The 16,938-nt window shown below is 67.0% G+C and carries 19 protein-coding genes; 6 read left to right on the top strand and 13 right to left on the bottom strand.

Translation table 11 applies throughout. The annotated features are described in order from the left end of the window. Positions 1-30: 30 nt before the first annotated feature. The 5 genes from IV501_RS05370 to IV501_RS05350 form a co-directional block, all read right to left on the bottom strand. Positions 31-873: an ABC transporter permease gene (locus tag IV501_RS05370; RefSeq protein WP_200555320.1), complete on the bottom strand. Its 843-nt coding sequence runs from the start codon at positions 871-873 to the stop codon at positions 31-33. Next, the gene (locus IV501_RS05365; RefSeq protein ID WP_307812190.1) at positions 870-1,895 is read right to left on the bottom strand and encodes an ATP-binding cassette domain-containing protein; all 1,026 of its coding nucleotides are present in this window, start codon (positions 1,893-1,895) and stop codon (positions 870-872) included. The genes IV501_RS05370 and IV501_RS05365 overlap by 4 nt, the downstream gene beginning before the upstream one ends. A gap of 5 nt (positions 1,896-1,900) precedes the next feature. Further along, positions 1,901-2,776: a DUF4097 family beta strand repeat-containing protein gene (locus IV501_RS05360; protein WP_200555319.1), complete on the bottom strand. Its 876-nt coding sequence runs from the start codon at positions 2,774-2,776 to the stop codon at positions 1,901-1,903. Next, entirely contained in the window at positions 2,773-3,300 is a 528-nt protein-coding gene (locus IV501_RS05355) for a toxin-antitoxin system HicB family antitoxin (protein WP_200555318.1), read from the bottom strand. Before IV501_RS05355 ends, IV501_RS05360 begins: the two co-directional genes overlap by 4 nt. Before the next feature lie 66 nt (positions 3,301-3,366). Then, on the bottom strand, positions 3,367-3,834 hold the full coding sequence (locus IV501_RS05350; RefSeq protein WP_200555317.1) for an Lrp/AsnC family transcriptional regulator: 468 nt from the start codon (positions 3,832-3,834) through the stop codon (positions 3,367-3,369). Positions 3,835-4,022: 188 nt separating this feature from the next. Between IV501_RS05350 and ald the strand changes: the two genes are divergently transcribed. Further along, positions 4,023-5,135, top strand: a complete 1,113-nt coding sequence (gene ald, locus IV501_RS05345; protein WP_200555316.1) for an alanine dehydrogenase — start codon at positions 4,023-4,025, stop codon at positions 5,133-5,135. Between the two features lie 69 nt (positions 5,136-5,204). Here ald and IV501_RS05340 read toward each other — a convergent pair whose 3' ends face one another. From IV501_RS05340 to kynA, 3 genes are read right to left on the bottom strand one after another with little or no spacing between them, the layout of a single operon-like run. Beyond that, the gene (locus tag IV501_RS05340; RefSeq protein WP_200555315.1) at positions 5,205-6,452 is read right to left on the bottom strand and encodes a kynureninase; all 1,248 of its coding nucleotides are present in this window, start codon (positions 6,450-6,452) and stop codon (positions 5,205-5,207) included. Continuing rightward, complete coding sequence (locus IV501_RS05335; protein WP_200555314.1) at positions 6,449-7,465, bottom strand: amidohydrolase family protein; 1,017 nt, start codon at positions 7,463-7,465, stop codon at positions 6,449-6,451. Before IV501_RS05335 ends, IV501_RS05340 begins: the two co-directional genes overlap by 4 nt. Further along, positions 7,462-8,316, bottom strand: a complete 855-nt coding sequence (kynA, locus tag IV501_RS05330) for a tryptophan 2,3-dioxygenase (protein WP_200555313.1) — start codon at positions 8,314-8,316, stop codon at positions 7,462-7,464. The genes IV501_RS05335 and kynA overlap by 4 nt, the downstream gene beginning before the upstream one ends. A gap of 33 nt (positions 8,317-8,349) precedes the next feature. On the opposite strand from kynA, the gene IV501_RS05325 reads away from it, so the two are divergent. After that, positions 8,350-8,487, top strand: a complete 138-nt coding sequence (locus IV501_RS05325) for a hypothetical protein (protein ID WP_200555312.1) — start codon at positions 8,350-8,352, stop codon at positions 8,485-8,487. 14 nt (positions 8,488-8,501) lie between these two features. On the opposite strand, the gene IV501_RS05320 is transcribed toward IV501_RS05325, so the two are convergent. From IV501_RS05320 to IV501_RS05305, 4 genes are read right to left on the bottom strand one after another with little or no spacing between them, the layout of a single operon-like run. Next, positions 8,502-8,975 carry a heme-binding protein gene (locus IV501_RS05320; protein WP_234698124.1) on the bottom strand — a complete coding sequence of 158 codons (474 nt, stop codon included), beginning with the start codon at positions 8,973-8,975 and terminating at the stop codon, positions 8,502-8,504. Positions 8,976-8,978: 3 nt separating this feature from the next. Beyond that, on the bottom strand, positions 8,979-9,443 hold the full coding sequence (locus IV501_RS05315) for an NUDIX hydrolase (RefSeq protein WP_200555311.1): 465 nt from the start codon (positions 9,441-9,443) through the stop codon (positions 8,979-8,981). Continuing rightward, a complete protein-coding gene (locus IV501_RS05310) occupies positions 9,440-11,473 on the bottom strand; it encodes a S9 family peptidase (RefSeq protein ID WP_200555310.1) in 2,034 nt (677 codons plus the stop codon). Before IV501_RS05310 ends, IV501_RS05315 begins: the two co-directional genes overlap by 4 nt. 15 nt (positions 11,474-11,488) lie before the next feature. Further along, positions 11,489-12,268 (bottom strand): SDR family oxidoreductase, encoded by a 780-nt coding sequence (locus tag IV501_RS05305; RefSeq protein ID WP_200555309.1) that lies wholly within the window; start codon positions 12,266-12,268, stop codon positions 11,489-11,491. A gap of 174 nt (positions 12,269-12,442) precedes the next feature. Here IV501_RS05305 and IV501_RS05300 point away from each other — a divergent pair, with 174 nt between their 5' ends. From IV501_RS05300 to IV501_RS05285, 4 genes are all read left to right on the top strand, one after another. Then, on the top strand, positions 12,443-12,919 hold the full coding sequence (locus tag IV501_RS05300) for an NfeD family protein (protein ID WP_200555308.1): 477 nt from the start codon (positions 12,443-12,445) through the stop codon (positions 12,917-12,919). Further along, on the top strand, positions 12,916-13,833 hold the full coding sequence (locus IV501_RS05295) for an SPFH domain-containing protein (RefSeq protein WP_200555307.1): 918 nt from the start codon (positions 12,916-12,918) through the stop codon (positions 13,831-13,833). Before IV501_RS05300 ends, IV501_RS05295 begins: the two co-directional genes overlap by 4 nt. Positions 13,834-13,837: 4 nt before the next feature. Further along, complete coding sequence (locus IV501_RS05290; protein ID WP_307812189.1) at positions 13,838-14,641, top strand: glycerophosphodiester phosphodiesterase family protein; 804 nt, start codon at positions 13,838-13,840, stop codon at positions 14,639-14,641. Positions 14,642-14,824: 183 nt separating this feature from the next. Further along, positions 14,825-15,190, top strand: coding sequence for an RNA polymerase-binding protein RbpA (locus tag IV501_RS05285; RefSeq protein WP_200555306.1), 366 nt, complete (start codon positions 14,825-14,827; stop codon positions 15,188-15,190). 164 nt (positions 15,191-15,354) lie between these two features. On the opposite strand, the gene lnt is transcribed toward IV501_RS05285, so the two are convergent. Then, a complete protein-coding gene (gene lnt, locus IV501_RS05280; RefSeq protein WP_307812188.1) occupies positions 15,355-16,926 on the bottom strand; it encodes an apolipoprotein N-acyltransferase in 1,572 nt (523 codons plus the stop codon). Positions 16,927-16,938 lie beyond the last annotated feature (12 nt).

Raw genomic sequence — 16,938 nt, 5'->3', positions numbered from 1 at the left:
GGCGTCCGCGAAGCCAGTCAGCGAAGCGCGTTAGCGAACCGAGCGACGGTTATACAGGGCGAGCGCCCAGACATAGCCAGCCAACGCGATAGCAAGGCTCCAGGCGAGCGTCAGCCAGCCAGCCGTGCCGATCGGGGTGGCGAGAAGCAGGCCGCGAATCGTCTCCGTGAACGGGGTAAACGGCTGATATTGCGCAAATGCCTGCAGGGCCGCAGGCATCGTCGAGGTGGGCACGAAACCGCTCCCGACGAGCGGCAGGATCACCAGGATGAGCGGCAGATTGCTCGCCGATTCGACGGAGGTCGCGGCCATCCCCATGGCGACGGCGAGCCAGACGACGGCGAATTGCACGAGCGCCACGACGCCGAACAGCGCGAGCCACTGCAGCGGTCCGGAGGTCGGGCGAAAACCGATCAGCAGCGAGACGCCGAAGACCAATGCCACCGCAATCAGCCCCTGGAGGAGATTGCCCAGCACATGCCCGGTGAGCACGGCGGCCCGCGAGATCGACATCGTGCGGAACCGGGCGACGACACCCTCCCGCATATCCATCGCGACCGTCGTGGCGGTGCCGCCCGCTCCCCCGGCGATGGTGATCACCAGGATGCCAGGGACCACATAGGCGAGATATGCACCGCGGTCGCTCGCCGCCGCGCCTGCTGCAGTGGACAGGCCCGGCACCGCGGCACCCAGCGCTCCGCCGAAGACGAAGACGAAGAGCAGCAGGATGACGACGGGCCCGAGCACCGTGAACATGCTGAGCGCGGGGTACCGCACCATGTGCAGAAGATTGCGCCGGAGCATCGTCACCGAATCGGCGGCGACGTGGGAGCGAACGGATGGGGTGCGAGAGAGCGAACTGATGGTGGTCATCGGGCTGTCCCTTCCAGGTCGGTGTTGTCTGCGCTGTCGGTGGTGGCTGCGCTGTTGGTGGTGGTGGCTGCGCTGTTGGTGGTGCCAGTGGCCGGAGCGCCTGTCAGCGCGAAGAACACGTCGTCGAGGTCCGGGGTGTGGATGCTGAGTGCGGTCGGTTCGATTGCCCCGGCGTCTAGGCGGTCGAGAACGGTGCGGATCGAATCGATTCCGCCGTCGCTCGGCAGCTCGAGCGCGTCCGATTCCTCGGGGCGCCGAGCCTCCGGCAGCAGAGTCTCGGCGGAGGCGAGCGTTGTGGCATCCGCGAACTCCAGCCGGATGCGACCGCCGGGAACCAGCTTTTTGAGTTCGGCCGCAGTGCCTTCGGCGACGATTCGGCCACCATCGAGCACGGCGATCCGGTCCGCGAGTTGGTCCGCCTCCTCGAGGTACTGGGTGGTGAGGAACACGGTGACTCCGCGCGCGACCAGTCCGCGGATGATCGTCCACATCGCGTGCCGGCTGCGCGGGTCGAGTCCCGTCGTCGGCTCGTCGAGGAAGATGATGCGCGGGTCGCCGATCAGTGTCATGGCCAGGTCGATGCGCCGCCGCATCCCGCCCGAGTAGGTCGAGAGTGGTTTCTTCGCGGCCTCGGTCAGCTCGAACTGGTCGAGAAGTTCCGCGACCCGGCGCTTCGCCTCACGGGTCGACAGATGGCGAAGGCGTGCCATCAGCATGAGGTTCTCTTCGCCCGTGAGCAGTCCGTCCACCGCGGCGAACTGCCCGGTGAGTCCGATCGCCGAGCGCACGCCATCGGCGTTGCGACGCAGGTCGTTGCCGTCGACCGATGCATGGCCGGCATCCGCGGAGATCAGCGTCGAGAGGATGTGTACGACGGTCGTCTTGCCCGACCCGTTCGGCCCCAGCAGGGCGAACACCGTGCCGTAGGGAACGTCGATGTCCACGCCCTCCAACACGGATTTCTTGCCGTAGGCCTTGCGAAGACCGGTTGCGTGAATGGCGGAGCTGGGTGTGGTGTGCACGGTTACTATCCCTCCTCGGTAGAGCGCTGCAGCAGCACGTCGCCGTAGCCGCTCCGCGCTGTGATCCGGACGCTGTCTGACGTGTCGGCTGGGGCGTCTGCGGCGGCCAGCTGATTGCGAACCTGCCCCTGCTTGGAGGCCAGATCGAGCCAGGCCGCGGTGCCCGGGCGCACCCCCACCCGGATCGAGCCGGTCGTGGTGGTTGCGTTGAGCGACCCCCGGGCCGCCTCCATCACGCGGATCGAGCCATTCGCCGAACGTGCGCTCACCTCGCCATCGAGGTGGGCGACGACGATGTTGCCGTTAGAGGCCTTGATCTCCAGTGTTCCCACGATCGTGCCGACCGTGGTCTCGCCGTTGCCGTTCTTGATGCGGCCGGTTCCCTCGAGCTCGCCCGCCGAAATCGTGCCGCTCCCGGTCGCGAGGTCTACCGGCCCGGTGGCGCGGTCGACGCTGATGTCGCCCGCCCCGCTCTTGATGCGGATTCCCGCGCTGGTGCCGAGGTGGACCTCGCCCATTCCGGTGGCCAGCGTGGCATCGCCGAACTCGCCGTCCGCGGTCAGGTTGCCCATCCCGGAATAAAGGTCGAGGGTGGTGCCGATCGGCACCTCGACGGCCACAACCACGGCACCGCCGTCGCTGAACAGGCTTTCGCGGCGCCAGTGCTTGAGCGTGACGGCGAGGCGTCCGTGCTCGAAGGTGACGGCGGTCGTCTCGGCCGCGCGGACATCCAGCGCCCTGGACGGGTCGCGGGGCGTGACGTCGACGGTGACCTCGGAACGGCTGGTCGCGGCGACCCAGATGTCGGCGCGGGCGCCGATGTCGATCCTGGCCGAGACGGGCCCGACAGCGGTGAAAGTGTGGGCCGGTGCGGGGGTCATGAGCGCGTCCATCCGGTGAAGTTCTGTTCGCCGGCCGCGGGGCGCGACGGGCGTCGGTCTGGCCCGTCCAGCGCGGCGGAGACGGCGCGCACGAGCCAGGTATTGACGGAGAGCCCCTCGCGGGCGGCGGCTGCTTCGGCGCGGGATTTGAGGTGATCGGGCAGGCGCAGCGTCGTGCGGGAGGTGCTCCCCTCCTCGACCTCGACCGAGCCGACGGTGTCGATGACGGCGCCCGTCGGAGATTGCAGGGCGGACGGCTGCAGAGCGGACGGCTCCGGGGCGGTCGGGGTCGACACGACGAACTCGGGATCGACCCCGCGAAGGCGCACGTCGACCGAACCCGGCGCGAGCTCGACCGTGATCTCGGCGGCGGCGCCAGAAAGCGCGTCGAGCAGCATCAGCCGGGCGGCGGATTCGAGCGGCGCGGTCATCCGCTCGGCAAGCGCGCGCGCGTCGTCACCGCCGGCATCCGCGGCGACGAGCAACTGCTCATGCAGCCGCTCGATGTAGGGAAGAAGGTTCATGACACCATAGTGACACCACAAGTGGTGTCACGCAAGTGTCACTATGCGACGACGTGGTGTCGTGCGTCAGTCCTTCGCGGCGGTCTTGTTCATATGTTCGAGCCCCACGAGATGGTCGAAGACGATGTTCGTCTGCGTCGAGGCGACCGCCGGGTCCATGCTCAGCTGCTGCGCCACGAAATCCCGCAGCTCACGACTATCGCTGCACGCGACGTGGATGAGGAAGTCGTCCGCGCCCCCGAGGAAGAAGACATTGAGCACATTGGGCAGCGTGATCACGCGTTGGGCATAGGTGTCGACGTGACCGCGGGCCTGGGCGCGCAGTCGCACGGTGACGATGGCCTCGACGCTGAGTCCCATCGCCGCCCAATCCGGGTGAGCATGGTACGAGCGGATGGTGCCGCTCTCCTCGAGCGCTCGCACCCGACCCAGACACGTCGACGGCGCGAGACCGACGCGTTCGGCGAGGTCTTTATTGGAGATGCGTGCGTTGCGGGAGAGCTCCCAGACGATCTTCTCGTCGATGTCGTCCATGGTCGTCCCTTCGCCCGCCGCGAATACTGTGCGTCCGGCTAGCTCCTCGACGCGCCTGTCGTCGAATAAAAATGTAAAATTCGGCGATTTGCCGAATGTCATTCCGATTTCATGCCATCGAAACAAATCCTGTACATGATAGCCGTGTGCTGGCACGCGGTTCGGTACATCGACGGCAGGGGATCACAGTGATCATCGGAGTTCCAAAGGAAGTAAAGAACCACGAGGACCGGGTAGGACTCACCCCGTCCGGTGTCTTCGAACTGGTCGGCCGCGGCCACAGCGTTCTCGTGCAGGCGGGAGCCGGGCTCGGCGCAGCTATCCCGGATGCGGAGTACGCCGCGGCGGGTGGGACCATCGTCGACGTCGACGGCGCCTGGGCGGCCGAGATGGTGGTCAAGGTCAAGGAGCCGGTCGCCTCCGAGTACCGTTTCCTGCGCAGCGATCTTCTGCTGTTCACCTACCTCCACATCGCGGCCGACGAAGCTCTCGTGCGCGCACTCGTCGACTCGGGCACCACCTCCCTCGCCTATGAGACCGTGCAGCTCGCCGACGGATCTCTGCCCCTCCTCGCTCCGATGAGTGAGGTCGCCGGGCGTCTCTCGGTGCTCGTCGGCGGCTACCACCTGATGGGCAGCCAGGGCGGACGGGGCGTGCTACTCGGCGGCGTGCCCGGCGTGCGTCCCGCCAAGGTCACCATCATCGGTGCCGGCATGGCCGGGCAGAACGCCCTGGGCCAGGCCCTCGCCGTCGGCGCTGACGTCACCATCCTCGATCTGTCGATCCCGCGGCTCCGTCACATCGACGAGGTCTTCGGCGGGCGCGCCAAGACCGTCGTCTCCAACCGCTACGAAATCGAGAAGAGCGTGCTCGAGGCCGACCTCGTCATCGGCGCCGTGCTCCTCCCGGGCAAGAAGGCACCGACCCTCGTCTCACACGACCTCGTGTCTCGGATGAAGCCGGGCTCGGTGCTGGTCGACATCGCGATCGACCAGGGCGGATGCTTCGAAGACTCCCGCCCGACCACTCACGACGACCCGACCTACCTGGTCGAGAAGTCGATCTTCTACTGCGTGGCGAACATGCCCGGTGGAGTCGCGTCCACTTCGACGTCGGCGCTGACCAACGCGACCCTCCCCTACATCGTGCAGGTCGCCACGCTCGGCTGGCGCGAAGCAGCCCGGCGCGACCCGGCGCTGGCGAAGTCGGTCTCGACCGTCGCCGGCGCGCTGACCCACCCCGGAACGGCCGAGGTCTTTCCCGAGGTGGCGTTCGCCGAGGTCGACGCGCTTCTGGTCTAGCCGAGCAGCATCTAGGGGCTCAGGGTTGGGAGGCTCAGGGTCGAGGGGATCAGGGTCGAGCGGCCCAGTTCAGCGCAGCGCGAGCAGCGCTGTCCTGATCGCCTCGACGCCGACCCGCAGTTCGGCGAACGAGGTGCTGAGCGGCGACAGGCCGAGACGGATGCCGTCGGGGTTGCGGAAGTCGGGAATGACATCCTGCGCCCACAGGGTCTGGGTCACGGCCCGGAATTCGGGATGGGTGATGGTCACGTGACTGCCCCGACGGGCCTCCTCGCGCGGCGTCACGACACCGACGCCGAACTCCGAGAGCAGCTCCTCGACCAGGTCGAAGGCGTGACTCGTGAGGGCGAGTGACTTGGCCCGGATCGCCTCGATTCCGGCGCTCTCGATCGCATCCAGCATGTCTTGCATGGCGAGCATCCCGACCACCGGCGGCGTGCCGCTGATGAAACGGCGCATTCCCTCCGCCGGACGGTAGCCGGGGCCCATCGCGAAGACGTCGGCGGCGCCCATCCAGCCCTGGATCGGCTGCACGAGTTCGCCCTGCAGGCGTGCCGCGACGTAGCCGAAGGCCGGTGCGCCGGGGCCGCCGTTGAGGTATTTGTAGCTGCAGCCGACCGCGAGGTCGACTCCCCACTCGTCGAGCTGCATCGGGATGACGCCGGCCGAATGGCACAGATCCCAGAGCACGAGTGCCCCGGCCTCGTGAGCGACCGCGGTGATCGCCGGTATGTCGGCGACGTAGCCGGAGCGGTAGTCGACATGGCTGAGCAGCACGAGGGCGGTGCGGTCGCCCACCACGTCGGTGACCTGTTCCACGGTGACTCCGCGATCGGGGTCGACCTCGATCCAGCGCAGGGTCAACCCCCGCTCGGCGGCGATGCCCTCGACCAGATAGCGGTCGGTCGGAAAATTGGCGACGTCGACCACGATCTCGGATCGCGAGGCATCGGACGAGGCGAGCCGTGCGTCCACCGCGGCACGGACGAACTTGTACAGCATCACCGTGGTGGAGTCGGCGACGACGGTCTGGCCGGCGGCAGCGCCGAGGGTGATCGCGGCGATCCGGTCCCCCAGGTCGAGCGGCAGGGACATCCATTGTTCATCCCACGAGCGGATGAGGCGGTTGCCCCAGTCACCCACGATGAAGTCGTCGAAGCGTGCTCGGGTGGCGAGCAGCGGGCGCCCGAGCGAGTTGCCGTCGAGGTAGGAGACGACGTGCTCCCCCGGCACGAACAGGTCAACGTAGGCGGCGAGCGGGTCGGCGGCGTCGAGAGCTGCGCTGTCATGCTTGCTGCTGCTGATGCTGATGGTCATGCGAAGGTCTCCTCGAGGTCGCGCACAGAGTGGACGGTAGCGGTGCTCAGCCAGTCGGCGAGCACGGTGCGGTCGCGATTGACCGGGCCGCGGATGACCGAAACCCGACCCTGCAGCGGCCCCGGCGCGATCGCGGCGACGACAGCGTCGGCGCTGAGCCCCGCCGCCACCAGTGCATCCAGCTCGCGCGTGTTGATGCCGACCGGCAGTGGACCATTGCCGAGATCCGTGCCATACAGTACCGGTCCACCCGCCGCGGCGAAGCGGCTGAGGTTGTCGAGCGCGATCGCATACTCGGCCGTCGGGTTGCCCCAGCCGTGGATGTCGAGCGTGCTGATCCAGGTGCAGGTCTCGGTGGCTTCGCTCACGTCGTCGTCCGAGATCAGTTCGCTGAACGGGGTATGGGCGAGTCGATCGGCCCCGGCCCGGATCGCCCGCATCGCCTGACCGGGTCCCTCCGCGTGGGCGACGATCGGCAGCCCGGCGTCGTGCGCCTGACGGACGACGGTGGCGAGCATCCGATCGTCCCAGACGGGTCCGCTGCTATTCACTGCGACCTTGATGACGGATGCCCCCGCCACCGCCATCTCGTCGACCGCCGCCGCACTCTCCCGCGCCGACATCACCTCGCGGATCGACTCTGCCGCAGCCCAGTCGCGTCCAACCGGGTATCCGCCTGCCGCGGTCAGGAACGCGCCGGCGAACTCCACGTCGACGACGTCGGAGGCAGCCCACCGCGCGACGAGCCGCGGGTCGGATCCCAGGTCGACGACCCGAGCGATTCCGCCCGGAACGAGTCCGGTCGGGTCCACCAGGCCGAGGTGGACGTGAGAGTCGGTGAAGCCGGGGAGCAGGGTGCCGTTGATGTGCACTGTGCCACCGACGTGGGCTGCGCCGTCGTCATCCGTCGGCTCGGTGTCGACGAGCGTGAGCCGCTCGCCGTCGATCGCGAACAGCGCGGGGCCGGTGAAGCCGCGGCCGTCCCAGGAGTCGAGCGCCGAGATCAGTCTCACGTGCCGATCTCCGTGCGTACCGCGTACAGCTCGGGAAAGAAGGTGAGGTCGAGGGCGCGCTGCAGGAAGTCGACACCGCTCGAGCCGCCGGTACCGGTCTTGAAGCCGATGGTGCGGCGCACGGTGCGCAGGTGCCGGAAACGCCAGAACTGGAAGTTGTCTTCGAGGTCGACGAGTTCCTCGCAGGCCTCGTACAGCCGCCAGTTGTCGCCGGCCGACTCGTAGATCTCGCGGAAGACGGGCACCAGTTCGGCGGTGAAGGTCCAGGCCTTCGTCAGGTCGCGGTCGAGCACCTCCTGCGGGATGGCGAATCCAAGACGCGCGAGGTAGCGCAGGAACTCGTCGTACAGTGTCGGCTCGTCCAGCAACTCCTGCAGGATCCCCTGCGAAACCGGGTCGCTGGCGAACACGCTGAGGATCTTCGCGTTCTTGTTGCCCAGAATGAACTCCAGCGCGCGGTACTGGAAGGACTGGAACCCCGACGAGTTCGCCAGGAAGTCACGGAACTCCGAGTACTCGGTTGGCGTCAACGTGGCGAGCACCGACCACTGCTTGGTCAGCGTCTCCTGAATGTGTTTGACCCGCGCGATGCGCTTGAGTGCCGTGCCGATGTCGTCGTCGCGGAAGGCCTGCCGCGCAGACCGCAGCTCGTGCAGCATCAGCTTGATCCAGAGCTCGCTGGTCTGGTGCTGGATGATGAACAGCAGCTCGTCGTGGTGCTCCGGCACACTGACCGGCCGTTGCAGACTGAGCAGCTCGTCGAGCGCCAGATAGCCGCCGTAGTTCATCTTCTTCGAGAAGTCGGTCACGATTCCGTCTTCGAGCGGACGGGTGTTGCCGGGGTCGGTCATGCGATACCTCTCGAATCACGGAATACTGATGTCATGACGTTCTTCGGCATCATCAAGTATCTGGGCATCCTGTTGCTGGCCTTCATGGCCGTCGTGGTCGTGGTGGTGGCTCTGATCGGCATCGGCGTCACGTTCTCTCCGACGCTCATCCCCGGCCTGTTCCAGAGCTAGCCCAGCGCGCGAGCTCAGCGCGCGAGGTAGCGGCGCACGGCCTCGGCGCTGGCGGCGTGGTCGACAACGTCAGGCTCTCCCGACATGGTGATCGTGCCGACCGCGAGACCGTCGATGCGAATGGGGATCGATCCGCCGTGTGCGCGGTACGTCTCGAAGTCGTAGCCCTGTTCTTCGAGCGTCGTTCCCGCTTCCTCCTGGCGTCGCTTCACCAGCAGTGACGGCTCATTGAAGGCGGTCGCCACGGCGGCCTTGCCCGCCAGCCAGGGGTCGTTGCCGGAGCCGGTGGTGCCGAGGTTGGCGCGGAACACCAGCTCGTCGCCCAGCACGATCTGCACGGCGAGGTTGAGATTCCAGTCCTGAATCACCCCGACGGCGATCACCCCGAGAAGCACGCCGTGGTCGTTGTCGAAGACGTCGGTGTCGAGACCGGTGAGCTCCTCGAGGTCGGCGATCGTAAAGACGGGAAGTTCTTCGAAGATGGGCATGTCTTACTCCTGAGCTGGGGCGTGTGGCAGATTGCGCAGAACCAACTCTGGCAGTTCCGCGGGTTCGTATGGTTCGTCGGTGCCGATCAGGTCGTCGGCCGTCCACCATCGGTGGGCGAGTACGTCGACCTTCTCGTCGTCGGTCCAGTGGGCGTCGCTCGGCTCGAACGCGTCGACGATGTGGCGGTAGAACACGGCATGGCCGGTCGAATGGTCGGCCGCATCCCACATCACGTCGAAGTCGTGCTCCCACACCGGCGTGCCGAGGTCGTCGACCTTGAGGCCGGTCTCCTCGAACAGCTCGCGCACGGCGGCCTGATCGTGGTTCTCGCCCGGGTCCACTCCCCCGCCGGGCGTGAGCCAGCGCGCGGCGCCACTCGTGTCTGGGGCCTTCGTGAGAAACAGCAGGATGCGGTCGTCCCGGTCGAACAGCAGAATCCTCGAGGTCAGCCGCAGCCCGCCGGTCATCGGGTTCCGCTGTTGTCGGTAGGTGCAGTAACTGGCAGGGAGCGAGCCCACCAGTCGAGGATCGCCTCGAACCGCTGCAGGCGATGCCGCGGCCGGCCGCTCCTGCTCAGTTCGTGGTTCTCGCCGGGGAAGATCAGCAGCTCGGTCTCTACCCCGCGGCGCTTGAGTGCCGCGTAGTATCGCTCGCCCTGAGGCAGCGGGCAGCGCAGATCGTCGGCCGAGTGGATCACGAAGGTGGGGGTGCGTACCTGCCCGACGACCGCCTGCGGGCTTTGCTTCGCGATCGCGGCGGCATCCGTTCCCACGTATTCGTCGCCGAAGAACGATCCGATGTCGGAGGTCCCGACAAAACCCTCGGGGTCGAGAAACCCGCGCTCCACGATAGCGCCCGCGAAACGGTGATCGTGAGCGATGGTCCAGGCGGTGAGATATCCGCCGTACGACCCGCCCATGATGCCGACCCGGCCGGCGTCGAAGGTCGGGTTGGCGGAGATGGCGCCGTCCAAGAAGTCGAGCACATCGGTGAGGTCGACCGTGCCCATGGCGTGACGCACGGCGCGGCCGTGCTCTTCGCCATACCCCGCGCTGCCGCGCGGATTGCACATGACCACCGCGTACCCGGCGTCGGCGTAGACCTGGGCCTCGTCGAACAGGCTCACCGTGTACTGGGCGAAGGGTCCGCCATGGATGACGAGCAGCACGGGGTGCGGGCCCGCCCCGGCCGGGGTGAGCACCCAGCCGTGCACGGGGTGGCCGTCGCGCGACTCGACGCTGAACTCGGGAGCCGGGATGATGCCCGCCTCGCGAAGTGGCGCGGAGAAGTCGGTGAGCGCGACCACCGAGCCATCGAGCACAAGTCCGAGCTCACCTGTGGTCTCCGGAGCAGCGTAGGCGACCACGATGGTGCCCTCCACCGCCGAGACGCCGGAGATCTCGACATCGCCGCCGGCCACCACCTCGATCTGGGTGCCGGCCAGGTCGGACCCGTGCGTCACGCGCAGCAGGGTGACGCGACCGCGGCTCACGTTGCCGACGAGCGCAGCGTCGCCGACGACCGTCAGTTCTCCACCGACGTCGTAGGCGGTATCGGTGAGCCTTGTGACGGCGGAGGTGCTCGGGTCGAGGTGGAACAGGCCGCCCGAGCGACCGATGAAGTCGGTGCCGTGCGGGCCGAGCTCGATGCCGGTGAACAAGAGATGCCCGTCGGCGGCCCAGCCGAGGTCGTCGATGCCGAACTGGGCGTCTGCTGGACTGAGTGGCTCGGGTGCACTGAGCAGTTCGGGCGTGCTTTCCTCCGCGACGGCCACGACATAGATCTCGTTCGCCAGCGTCGCGTCGGGTGCGCGTCGTGCCGAGACGAAGGCGATGCGCAGCCCGTCGGGCGAGAATCGCGGGGCGCTGTCATCGGCATCACCGGTAGTGAGCTGGCGGGCCACCGGGGCGGCGGCGGGGGCATCCGGATGCTCGTCTCCCACGCTCGGGGCGGTGCGGTAACGCGGCTCCTCCCCCGGGCTGGGTACCTCGACCAGGAACACGTGCGACCGACGGTCGGTGATGTAGCCCAGGCCGTTCGCCGTGTACTTCAGCGTCGTGATGCGGCGCGGGGCCTCGGCATTCGGTCCGAGGTCGGCAACCGAGCCGTAGCGTCCCGGTTCGGGAACGCGCGCGGTGAAGGCGAGGCTGCGGGAGTCTGGCGACCAGACGTAGTCGTCTATGCCGAGCGGGGCATCCGTTACCTGGATCGGCTCGCCGCCGTCGGTCTCGGTGACGAACACCTGGCCGCGGCCGTCTGAATCGGCGCGGGTGAAAGCGAGAAGTGCGCCGTCGGGCGAGAAGGCAGGCGATCCATCGGCCACCCCCCGGGTGATGCGACGGCGTGCGCCGCCCGGCACCGCGACGGACCAGAGCTGCCCGACCGTGCGGTCGGCCGCCAAATCGGGGTGGCTCACTGCGACGACGGCTCTCGTGCCGTCCGGGTGCAGGGCAGGCCGGGACAGGCTGGTCAGCAGGGAGAGGTCGCTCGCCTTCACGGGGTTGCTCGCCCGCTACTCGGCAGCGTCGTCGGTCGGCGCGAAGTCGCTGGTGTCGCCGACCAGCCGCGTGTTGTCGTCAGGAATCGGATCGACAGCAGCCCGCGCCACCTCGGCGGCGAACTCCGCCACGTTATAGAGCTTGCCCGCCGCGTCCTTTCTGGCACTGATCGCGCCCGGGTTCGCCCGCTCGAGCAGAGTGGCCGTGATGGTGCCCTCGATCATGTCGCCGGAAACGACGACGAAGCCGATGCCCGCCTCGGTCAGGGTCGGGATCAGGCCGCGCAGCGCATCCTCGCCGGCACGCTTGCTCAGGGCCACCGGCAGGTATTCGGGCATGGTCGGGGTGGTGTGGATGAAGTGCGCCTGGTGGCTGGTGACGAACACCACGCGCGAGCCCGGCTGCAGCAGGGGCAGTGCAGCGTTCAGCACGCGCAGCTGGGCGTCGCGGTTGAGCTTGGTGGCATAGTCGGCTTCCATGCCGGACTCCATGCCTCCCGAGGCGTTGAGGACGAGGATGTCGAGCCCGCCGAGGTCAGTCTGGATGGTGTCGAACATCGCTGCGACCGAGGCCTCGTCGGTGAGGTCGGCGCCAATGGCGATCGCGGAGGCGCCGGTGGCAACCAACTTCTCCACGAGTTTGTTCGCGCGCGCCTCTTTATTGCGGTAGTTGACGACGACGCTCGCCCCCGCCTCGGCGAGGTAGGTGACGGTGTCGGCGCCGATGCCACGGGAGGAGCCGGTAACGAGGGCGCGCAGTCCGTCGAGGGAACCGGGGGCGAGGGGGTTGGTCACGAGAGAACTCCTGGGAAGACGAGCCTGCGAACAGACAGGAACGGACCAAGCGGCCCGATTCCCGACAATACCAAGGGACGAGCGTGACCAATGCTTTGCAATGCCCGTGCTTCCCCCCGGCGCGCGGCCGGTGGTGATAGCTTCGGAAGACACGATGCGCGAGGGGGCAGCTGAATGGCCGCTGAATTTCTAACCACGTATTCGTGGATCTTCTGGCTGGCGCTCATCCTCATCTTCGTGATCATCGAGGTCGCCACTGTCGACTTCACCTTCCTCATGATCGCGGTCGGCAGTTTCGCGGGCCTCATCGCCGGTCTGTTCGGCATCCCGTGGTGGGCGCAGGTGATCGTCGCCGGAGTCGTCTCCTTGATCCTCATCTTTGTCGTCCGGCCGGCGCTCAAACGTGCCCTGTCGAAGGGCGGTGACGCTACCCCGAGCAATGTGGCGGCGCTTCTCGGCCTCGCCGGAACCGTGACAACCGACTTCGTGGCCGGCCAGGGCCACGTCAAGCTCGCCAACGGCGAGACCTGGACCGCGAAGCTCTCGGGCCTCACCGACGTCGAGGTAATCGGCGCGGGAGACCGCGTCGTCGTGACGGCAATCGAAGGGGCGACCGCCGTGGTCATCCCTGCTGAAAGGAACCCATCGTGACCACTGCCGAACTGTTCGGCCAGATCGTGCTCGTGATCGTGATCATCGTGGTGATCATCTTCGTGCTGGTGATCCTGTTCCGATCCATCCGCATCATCCCCCAGGCGCGCGCCGGAGTCGTCGAGCGCCTCGGCAAATACCACAAGACCCTCATGCCGGGGCTCAACGTGCTGGTGCCGTTCATCGACCGGGTACGTCCGCTCATCGATATGCGTGAGCAGGTCGTGTCTTTTCCCCCGCAGCCGGTGATCACCGAAGACAACCTGGTCGTCTCGATCGATACCGTCGTCTACTTTCAGGTGACGGATGCCCGGGCCGCGACCTACGAGATCGCCAACTACCTCGGGGCTGTCGAGCAGCTCACCACCACGACCCTGCGTAACGTCGTCGGTGGCCTGAACCTCGAAGAGGCGCTGACCTCCCGCGACAACATCAATGGGCAACTGCGCATCGTGCTCGACGAGGCCACCGGCAAGTGGGGCATCCGCGTCGGCCGGGTCGAGCTCAAGGCGATCGATCCGCCCCTCTCCATCCAGGACTCGATGGAAAAGCAGATGCGTGCCGAGCGAGACCGCCGTGCGCAGATCCTGACCGCCGAGGGAACAAAGCAGGCCGCCATCCTTCAAGCCGAGGGCTCGCGACAGGCCGCCATCCTCGAGGCAGAGGGTGCCGCCAAAGCACAGGTGCTGCGGGCAAACGGTGAGGCCGAAGCGATCAAGACCGTGTTCACTGCCATCCACGACGGTGACCCCGATCCGAAGCTGCTCGCTTACCAATACCTGCAGATGCTGCCCAAGATTGCCGATGGCGATGCAAATAAGCTCTGGATCATTCCGTCCGAGCTCACCGAGGCCGTGAAGAACATCAGTTCGGGCTTCCTCGGAAATTTGGGTGGAAACCCCCCGACGAAGTAGGGGCGTGGATGACGTACGGCCGGATGACGGCCGTCCCTCTGCTGCGACCACCTACTTCACCCCTGCTCCCCCACGCGTACTCGCCCACCGCGGTTTGCAACTCGACGCACCCGAAAACACGATGCTGGCGTTCGAGCAAGCGATCGCGCTGGGAGTCACGCACCTCGAGACCGACGTGCACGCCTCGAAGGACGGCGTCGCGGTTATCGTTCACGACGCCGACCTCAAGCGCACGGCGAAGCGGTCGGTGCGCGTGGAGCAGCTGACGCTGGCTGAGCTGCGGGAGATCGACCTCGGCAAGGGGCAGACGATCTCGACGCTGGCCGAGTTGCTCGCCGCTTTTCCCACGGCGCGGTTCAACATCGACATCAAGTCCATGGCTGCCGCGGAGCCCGCGTCTCACGACATCATCGCGGCGGGTGCCGTCGCGCGAGTGCTCATCACCTCGTTCAACGACAAGCGCCGTCGTGCCGCAACCGACCGGATGCCGGGGATCGCGACATCCGCCTCTGCGCCCGCCTTCGTCACGGCACTGATCGCGGCGCGTCTGGCTATCGCTCCCCTCGCCCGCTGGCTGATGCGCAACGTGGATGCGGTGCAGATCCCGGAGCGGATCGCCGGATTCCGCACGGTGACCGCTCGCACGGTGCGCACATTCCACAGCGCCGGTCTCGAGATTCACGTCTGGACGGTCAACGACGCTCCCTCGATGCGCAAGTTGTACGGTCGCGGTGTCGACGGCATCTTCACCGACCGGGCGGACATCGCCCTGGCCGTGCTGCGGGAAAGCTTCCCGCACTCTCGCTGAGCGGCGTCGACAGCGGGCCTCGCCGACCCCGAAATCGTCGTCCTGACCCCGCCGCACCCATCGACGCCGTGGACTTCTTCTCGCATACTGGCTGGGAACTGTCTGGGAACGGTCGCGGCGCGAAAGGATTTGCCCAGCTTCGGGGTTTATAACTGTGTAGGCATCGCGAGAGAGGACCACACAATGGCGGATCGCAGTTTGCGCGGAATGAGGCTCGGATCCCAGAGTCTTCAGAGTGAAGAAGGCGTTACCTTCTCCCCGCGAAAGATAAGCACATACCAGGCAGCAGACGGTACGACCTTCGAGGTCACGTTCGCCGCCGACGCCGAGGTTCCCACGGTGTGGGAATCCCCCAAGAGCGGTCACGAAGGTCGGCTCATCGGCCTTGATGGCAAGCAGGTCGAGCCCGAAGAGTCCGACACCAAGGTCGCGCGTACCCACTGGGACATGCTGCTGGAGCGTCGCACCCGGGCTGAGCTCGAAGAACTCCTTCAGGAGCGGCTCGACTACCTCCGGGCACGCAAGGGACAGCACAAGATCGGCGCCTGATCACTCAGGACTGATCGCATAGGTCTGATCTCACAGGTCCGATCGCACCGCGCTTCATCGGGATCCTCTTCGGAGGGTCCCGATTCGTCGTTAACCCGCGCTCCCCCTCGTGAGTTGCATGTTTTGGCTGTTCTCAGCGCGTGAGAACAGCCAAAACATGCAACTCAGTGGGAGGAGGCGCGAGAGGAGGCCGAGGAGGAGGGGCGGCGGGCGGGGCGGATGCGCGGGCGGCGACGACGCAGGAGGAGCCCGAGAGCGAGTCCAGCCAGCCCGAACCCGCCGGCCAGCCATTCCAGCTGTCGGCCGATCACCATGGCCGGCGTCTTCACCGTCGTGAGCGGGATGTCGTGCACCATTGTCCCCGCGGTGAACGGCGTGATCGACTCCAGCTTCTTGCCCGTCGGACCGAACATCGCGCTCACCCCGACCGTGGAGTCGTTGACGACGCTCCGGCCCGTCTCAATCGCCCTCATCTTGGCGATCGCGACCTGCTGCTGACTCTCGTCGCTGTGCCCGAAATCGGCATTGTTGGTCGGAGCGAGGATGAACTCCGCGCCGCTGTCGACCATCTTTTTGATCAGGGCGTCATCGACGATGTCGAAGCAGATCGCAATTCCGGCCACCGCATTCTTGATCGAGAAGACGTTGTTGCGGGTGCCAAAGGAATAATCACGCGGCACCAGGGCGAACAGGTCTGGGGCGAACGGCGTCCAGAATTTGCGATCGGGCAGGTACTCGGCAAACGGCACCGGGTGGATCTTGTCGTACTGGTCGACCGCTCCCCCGTTCTTCCAGAGCAGCACGCTGTTCCAGGTGCGCCCCCGCGTGCCGCTGGTGATCGTGCCGGTGACCAGCGGTGCTCCGATCGCCTGCGTCACATAGTCGAGCTGCTGCGCGGCGTACTCGTTGGTGAGTGGATCGACGTCGGAGGCGTTCTCGGGCCAGACCACGACATCCACTTTCTTGCCGATCAGCGGGAGGGACGCCTCGAGGTGGTCGTTCAGGGCGTCGCCCGGCTCGATGCGGGCGAACAGTCCTGAATCGGAGTTTCCCTGTACGGCTGCAACGCGGATGGACCCGTCGGAGAGGTCGGGCCAGGCGGGGAAGGCGAGAAGCACGAAGGCGGTCGCCGCGGCGATGACTCCCCGCAGCGTCCAGCGAACGGATGTCTCGCGCACCGCCTGCAGGATGACCGCAGCCAGGAAGGCGATCAGGAAGCTGAGTCCGGAGACGCCGACCCAGGCCACCAGCGGGGCGAACGGCCCGTCCGACTGAGACAAGGCGAGGCGACCCCAGGCGAATCCGCCGTAGGGCCAGACGGCGAAGACGGCCTCGCGGAGGGTCCAGAGCCCCGCGATGACCGCCGGCAGCGCGAGGAGCCGACCGCCGACACCGGGCCAGAGCCGCGGCACGAAGCGCCAGGCTAGAGCGATCAGCGTGGCACCGATGGCGTAGAAGATCGCCTCGAGACCGGCGAGGGCGAGCCATGGCACCGGGCCCAGGTAGACCGTGAGCCAGAAGATGTGAGTGCCGAAGAAGGCGAATCCCCCGACGAGCCCGACGACCAGGGAACTCCAGAAGCGGCGACCGATCAGCGCCCACATCATCAGCGCCGGGCCGAAGAAGGCGAGCGGCCACCATCCGCGGTCAGGGAAGGCGCCCGCCGTGACCATTCCGGCAATGCCCGCGGCGAGAACGGCGATCCCCAGGTTCGCGGGTTGCCGGGTTGGGTGCACCGGATAAGCCTA

The sequence above is a fragment of the Lacisediminihabitans changchengi genome (assembly GCF_016634425.1).
In the GTDB taxonomy this organism is placed as follows: domain Bacteria; phylum Actinomycetota; class Actinomycetes; order Actinomycetales; family Microbacteriaceae; genus Lacisediminihabitans; species Lacisediminihabitans changchengi.
The sequence above is the reverse complement of the archived record's forward strand: the minus strand, read 5'-3'. Positions and strand labels throughout refer to the sequence as shown.

Coding starts and splice junctions, on each gene's coding strand:
- IV501_RS05285 (WP_200555306.1), top strand. CDS start 14,825: ATGGCGGATCGCAGTTTGCGCGGAATGAGGCTCGGATCCCAGAGTCTT.
- IV501_RS05370 (WP_200555320.1), bottom strand. CDS start 873: ATGACCACCATCAGTTCGCTCTCTCGCACCCCATCCGTTCGCTCCCAC.
- IV501_RS05320 (WP_234698124.1), bottom strand. CDS start 8,975: ATGCCCATCTTCGAAGAACTTCCCGTCTTTACGATCGCCGACCTCGAG.
- IV501_RS05350 (WP_200555317.1), bottom strand. CDS start 3,834: ATGGACGACATCGACGAGAAGATCGTCTGGGAGCTCTCCCGCAACGCA.
- IV501_RS05340 (WP_200555315.1), bottom strand. CDS start 6,452: ATGACCATCAGCATCAGCAGCAGCAAGCATGACAGCGCAGCTCTCGAC.
- IV501_RS05315 (WP_200555311.1), bottom strand. CDS start 9,443: ATGACCGGCGGGCTGCGGCTGACCTCGAGGATTCTGCTGTTCGACCGG.
- kynA (WP_200555313.1), bottom strand. CDS start 8,316: ATGACCGACCCCGGCAACACCCGTCCGCTCGAAGACGGAATCGTGACC.
- IV501_RS05325 (WP_200555312.1), top strand. CDS start 8,350: ATGACGTTCTTCGGCATCATCAAGTATCTGGGCATCCTGTTGCTGGCC.
- IV501_RS05300 (WP_200555308.1), top strand. CDS start 12,443: ATGGCCGCTGAATTTCTAACCACGTATTCGTGGATCTTCTGGCTGGCG.
- IV501_RS05360 (WP_200555319.1), bottom strand. CDS start 2,776: ATGACCCCCGCACCGGCCCACACTTTCACCGCTGTCGGGCCCGTCTCG.
- IV501_RS05355 (WP_200555318.1), bottom strand. CDS start 3,300: ATGAACCTTCTTCCCTACATCGAGCGGCTGCATGAGCAGTTGCTCGTC.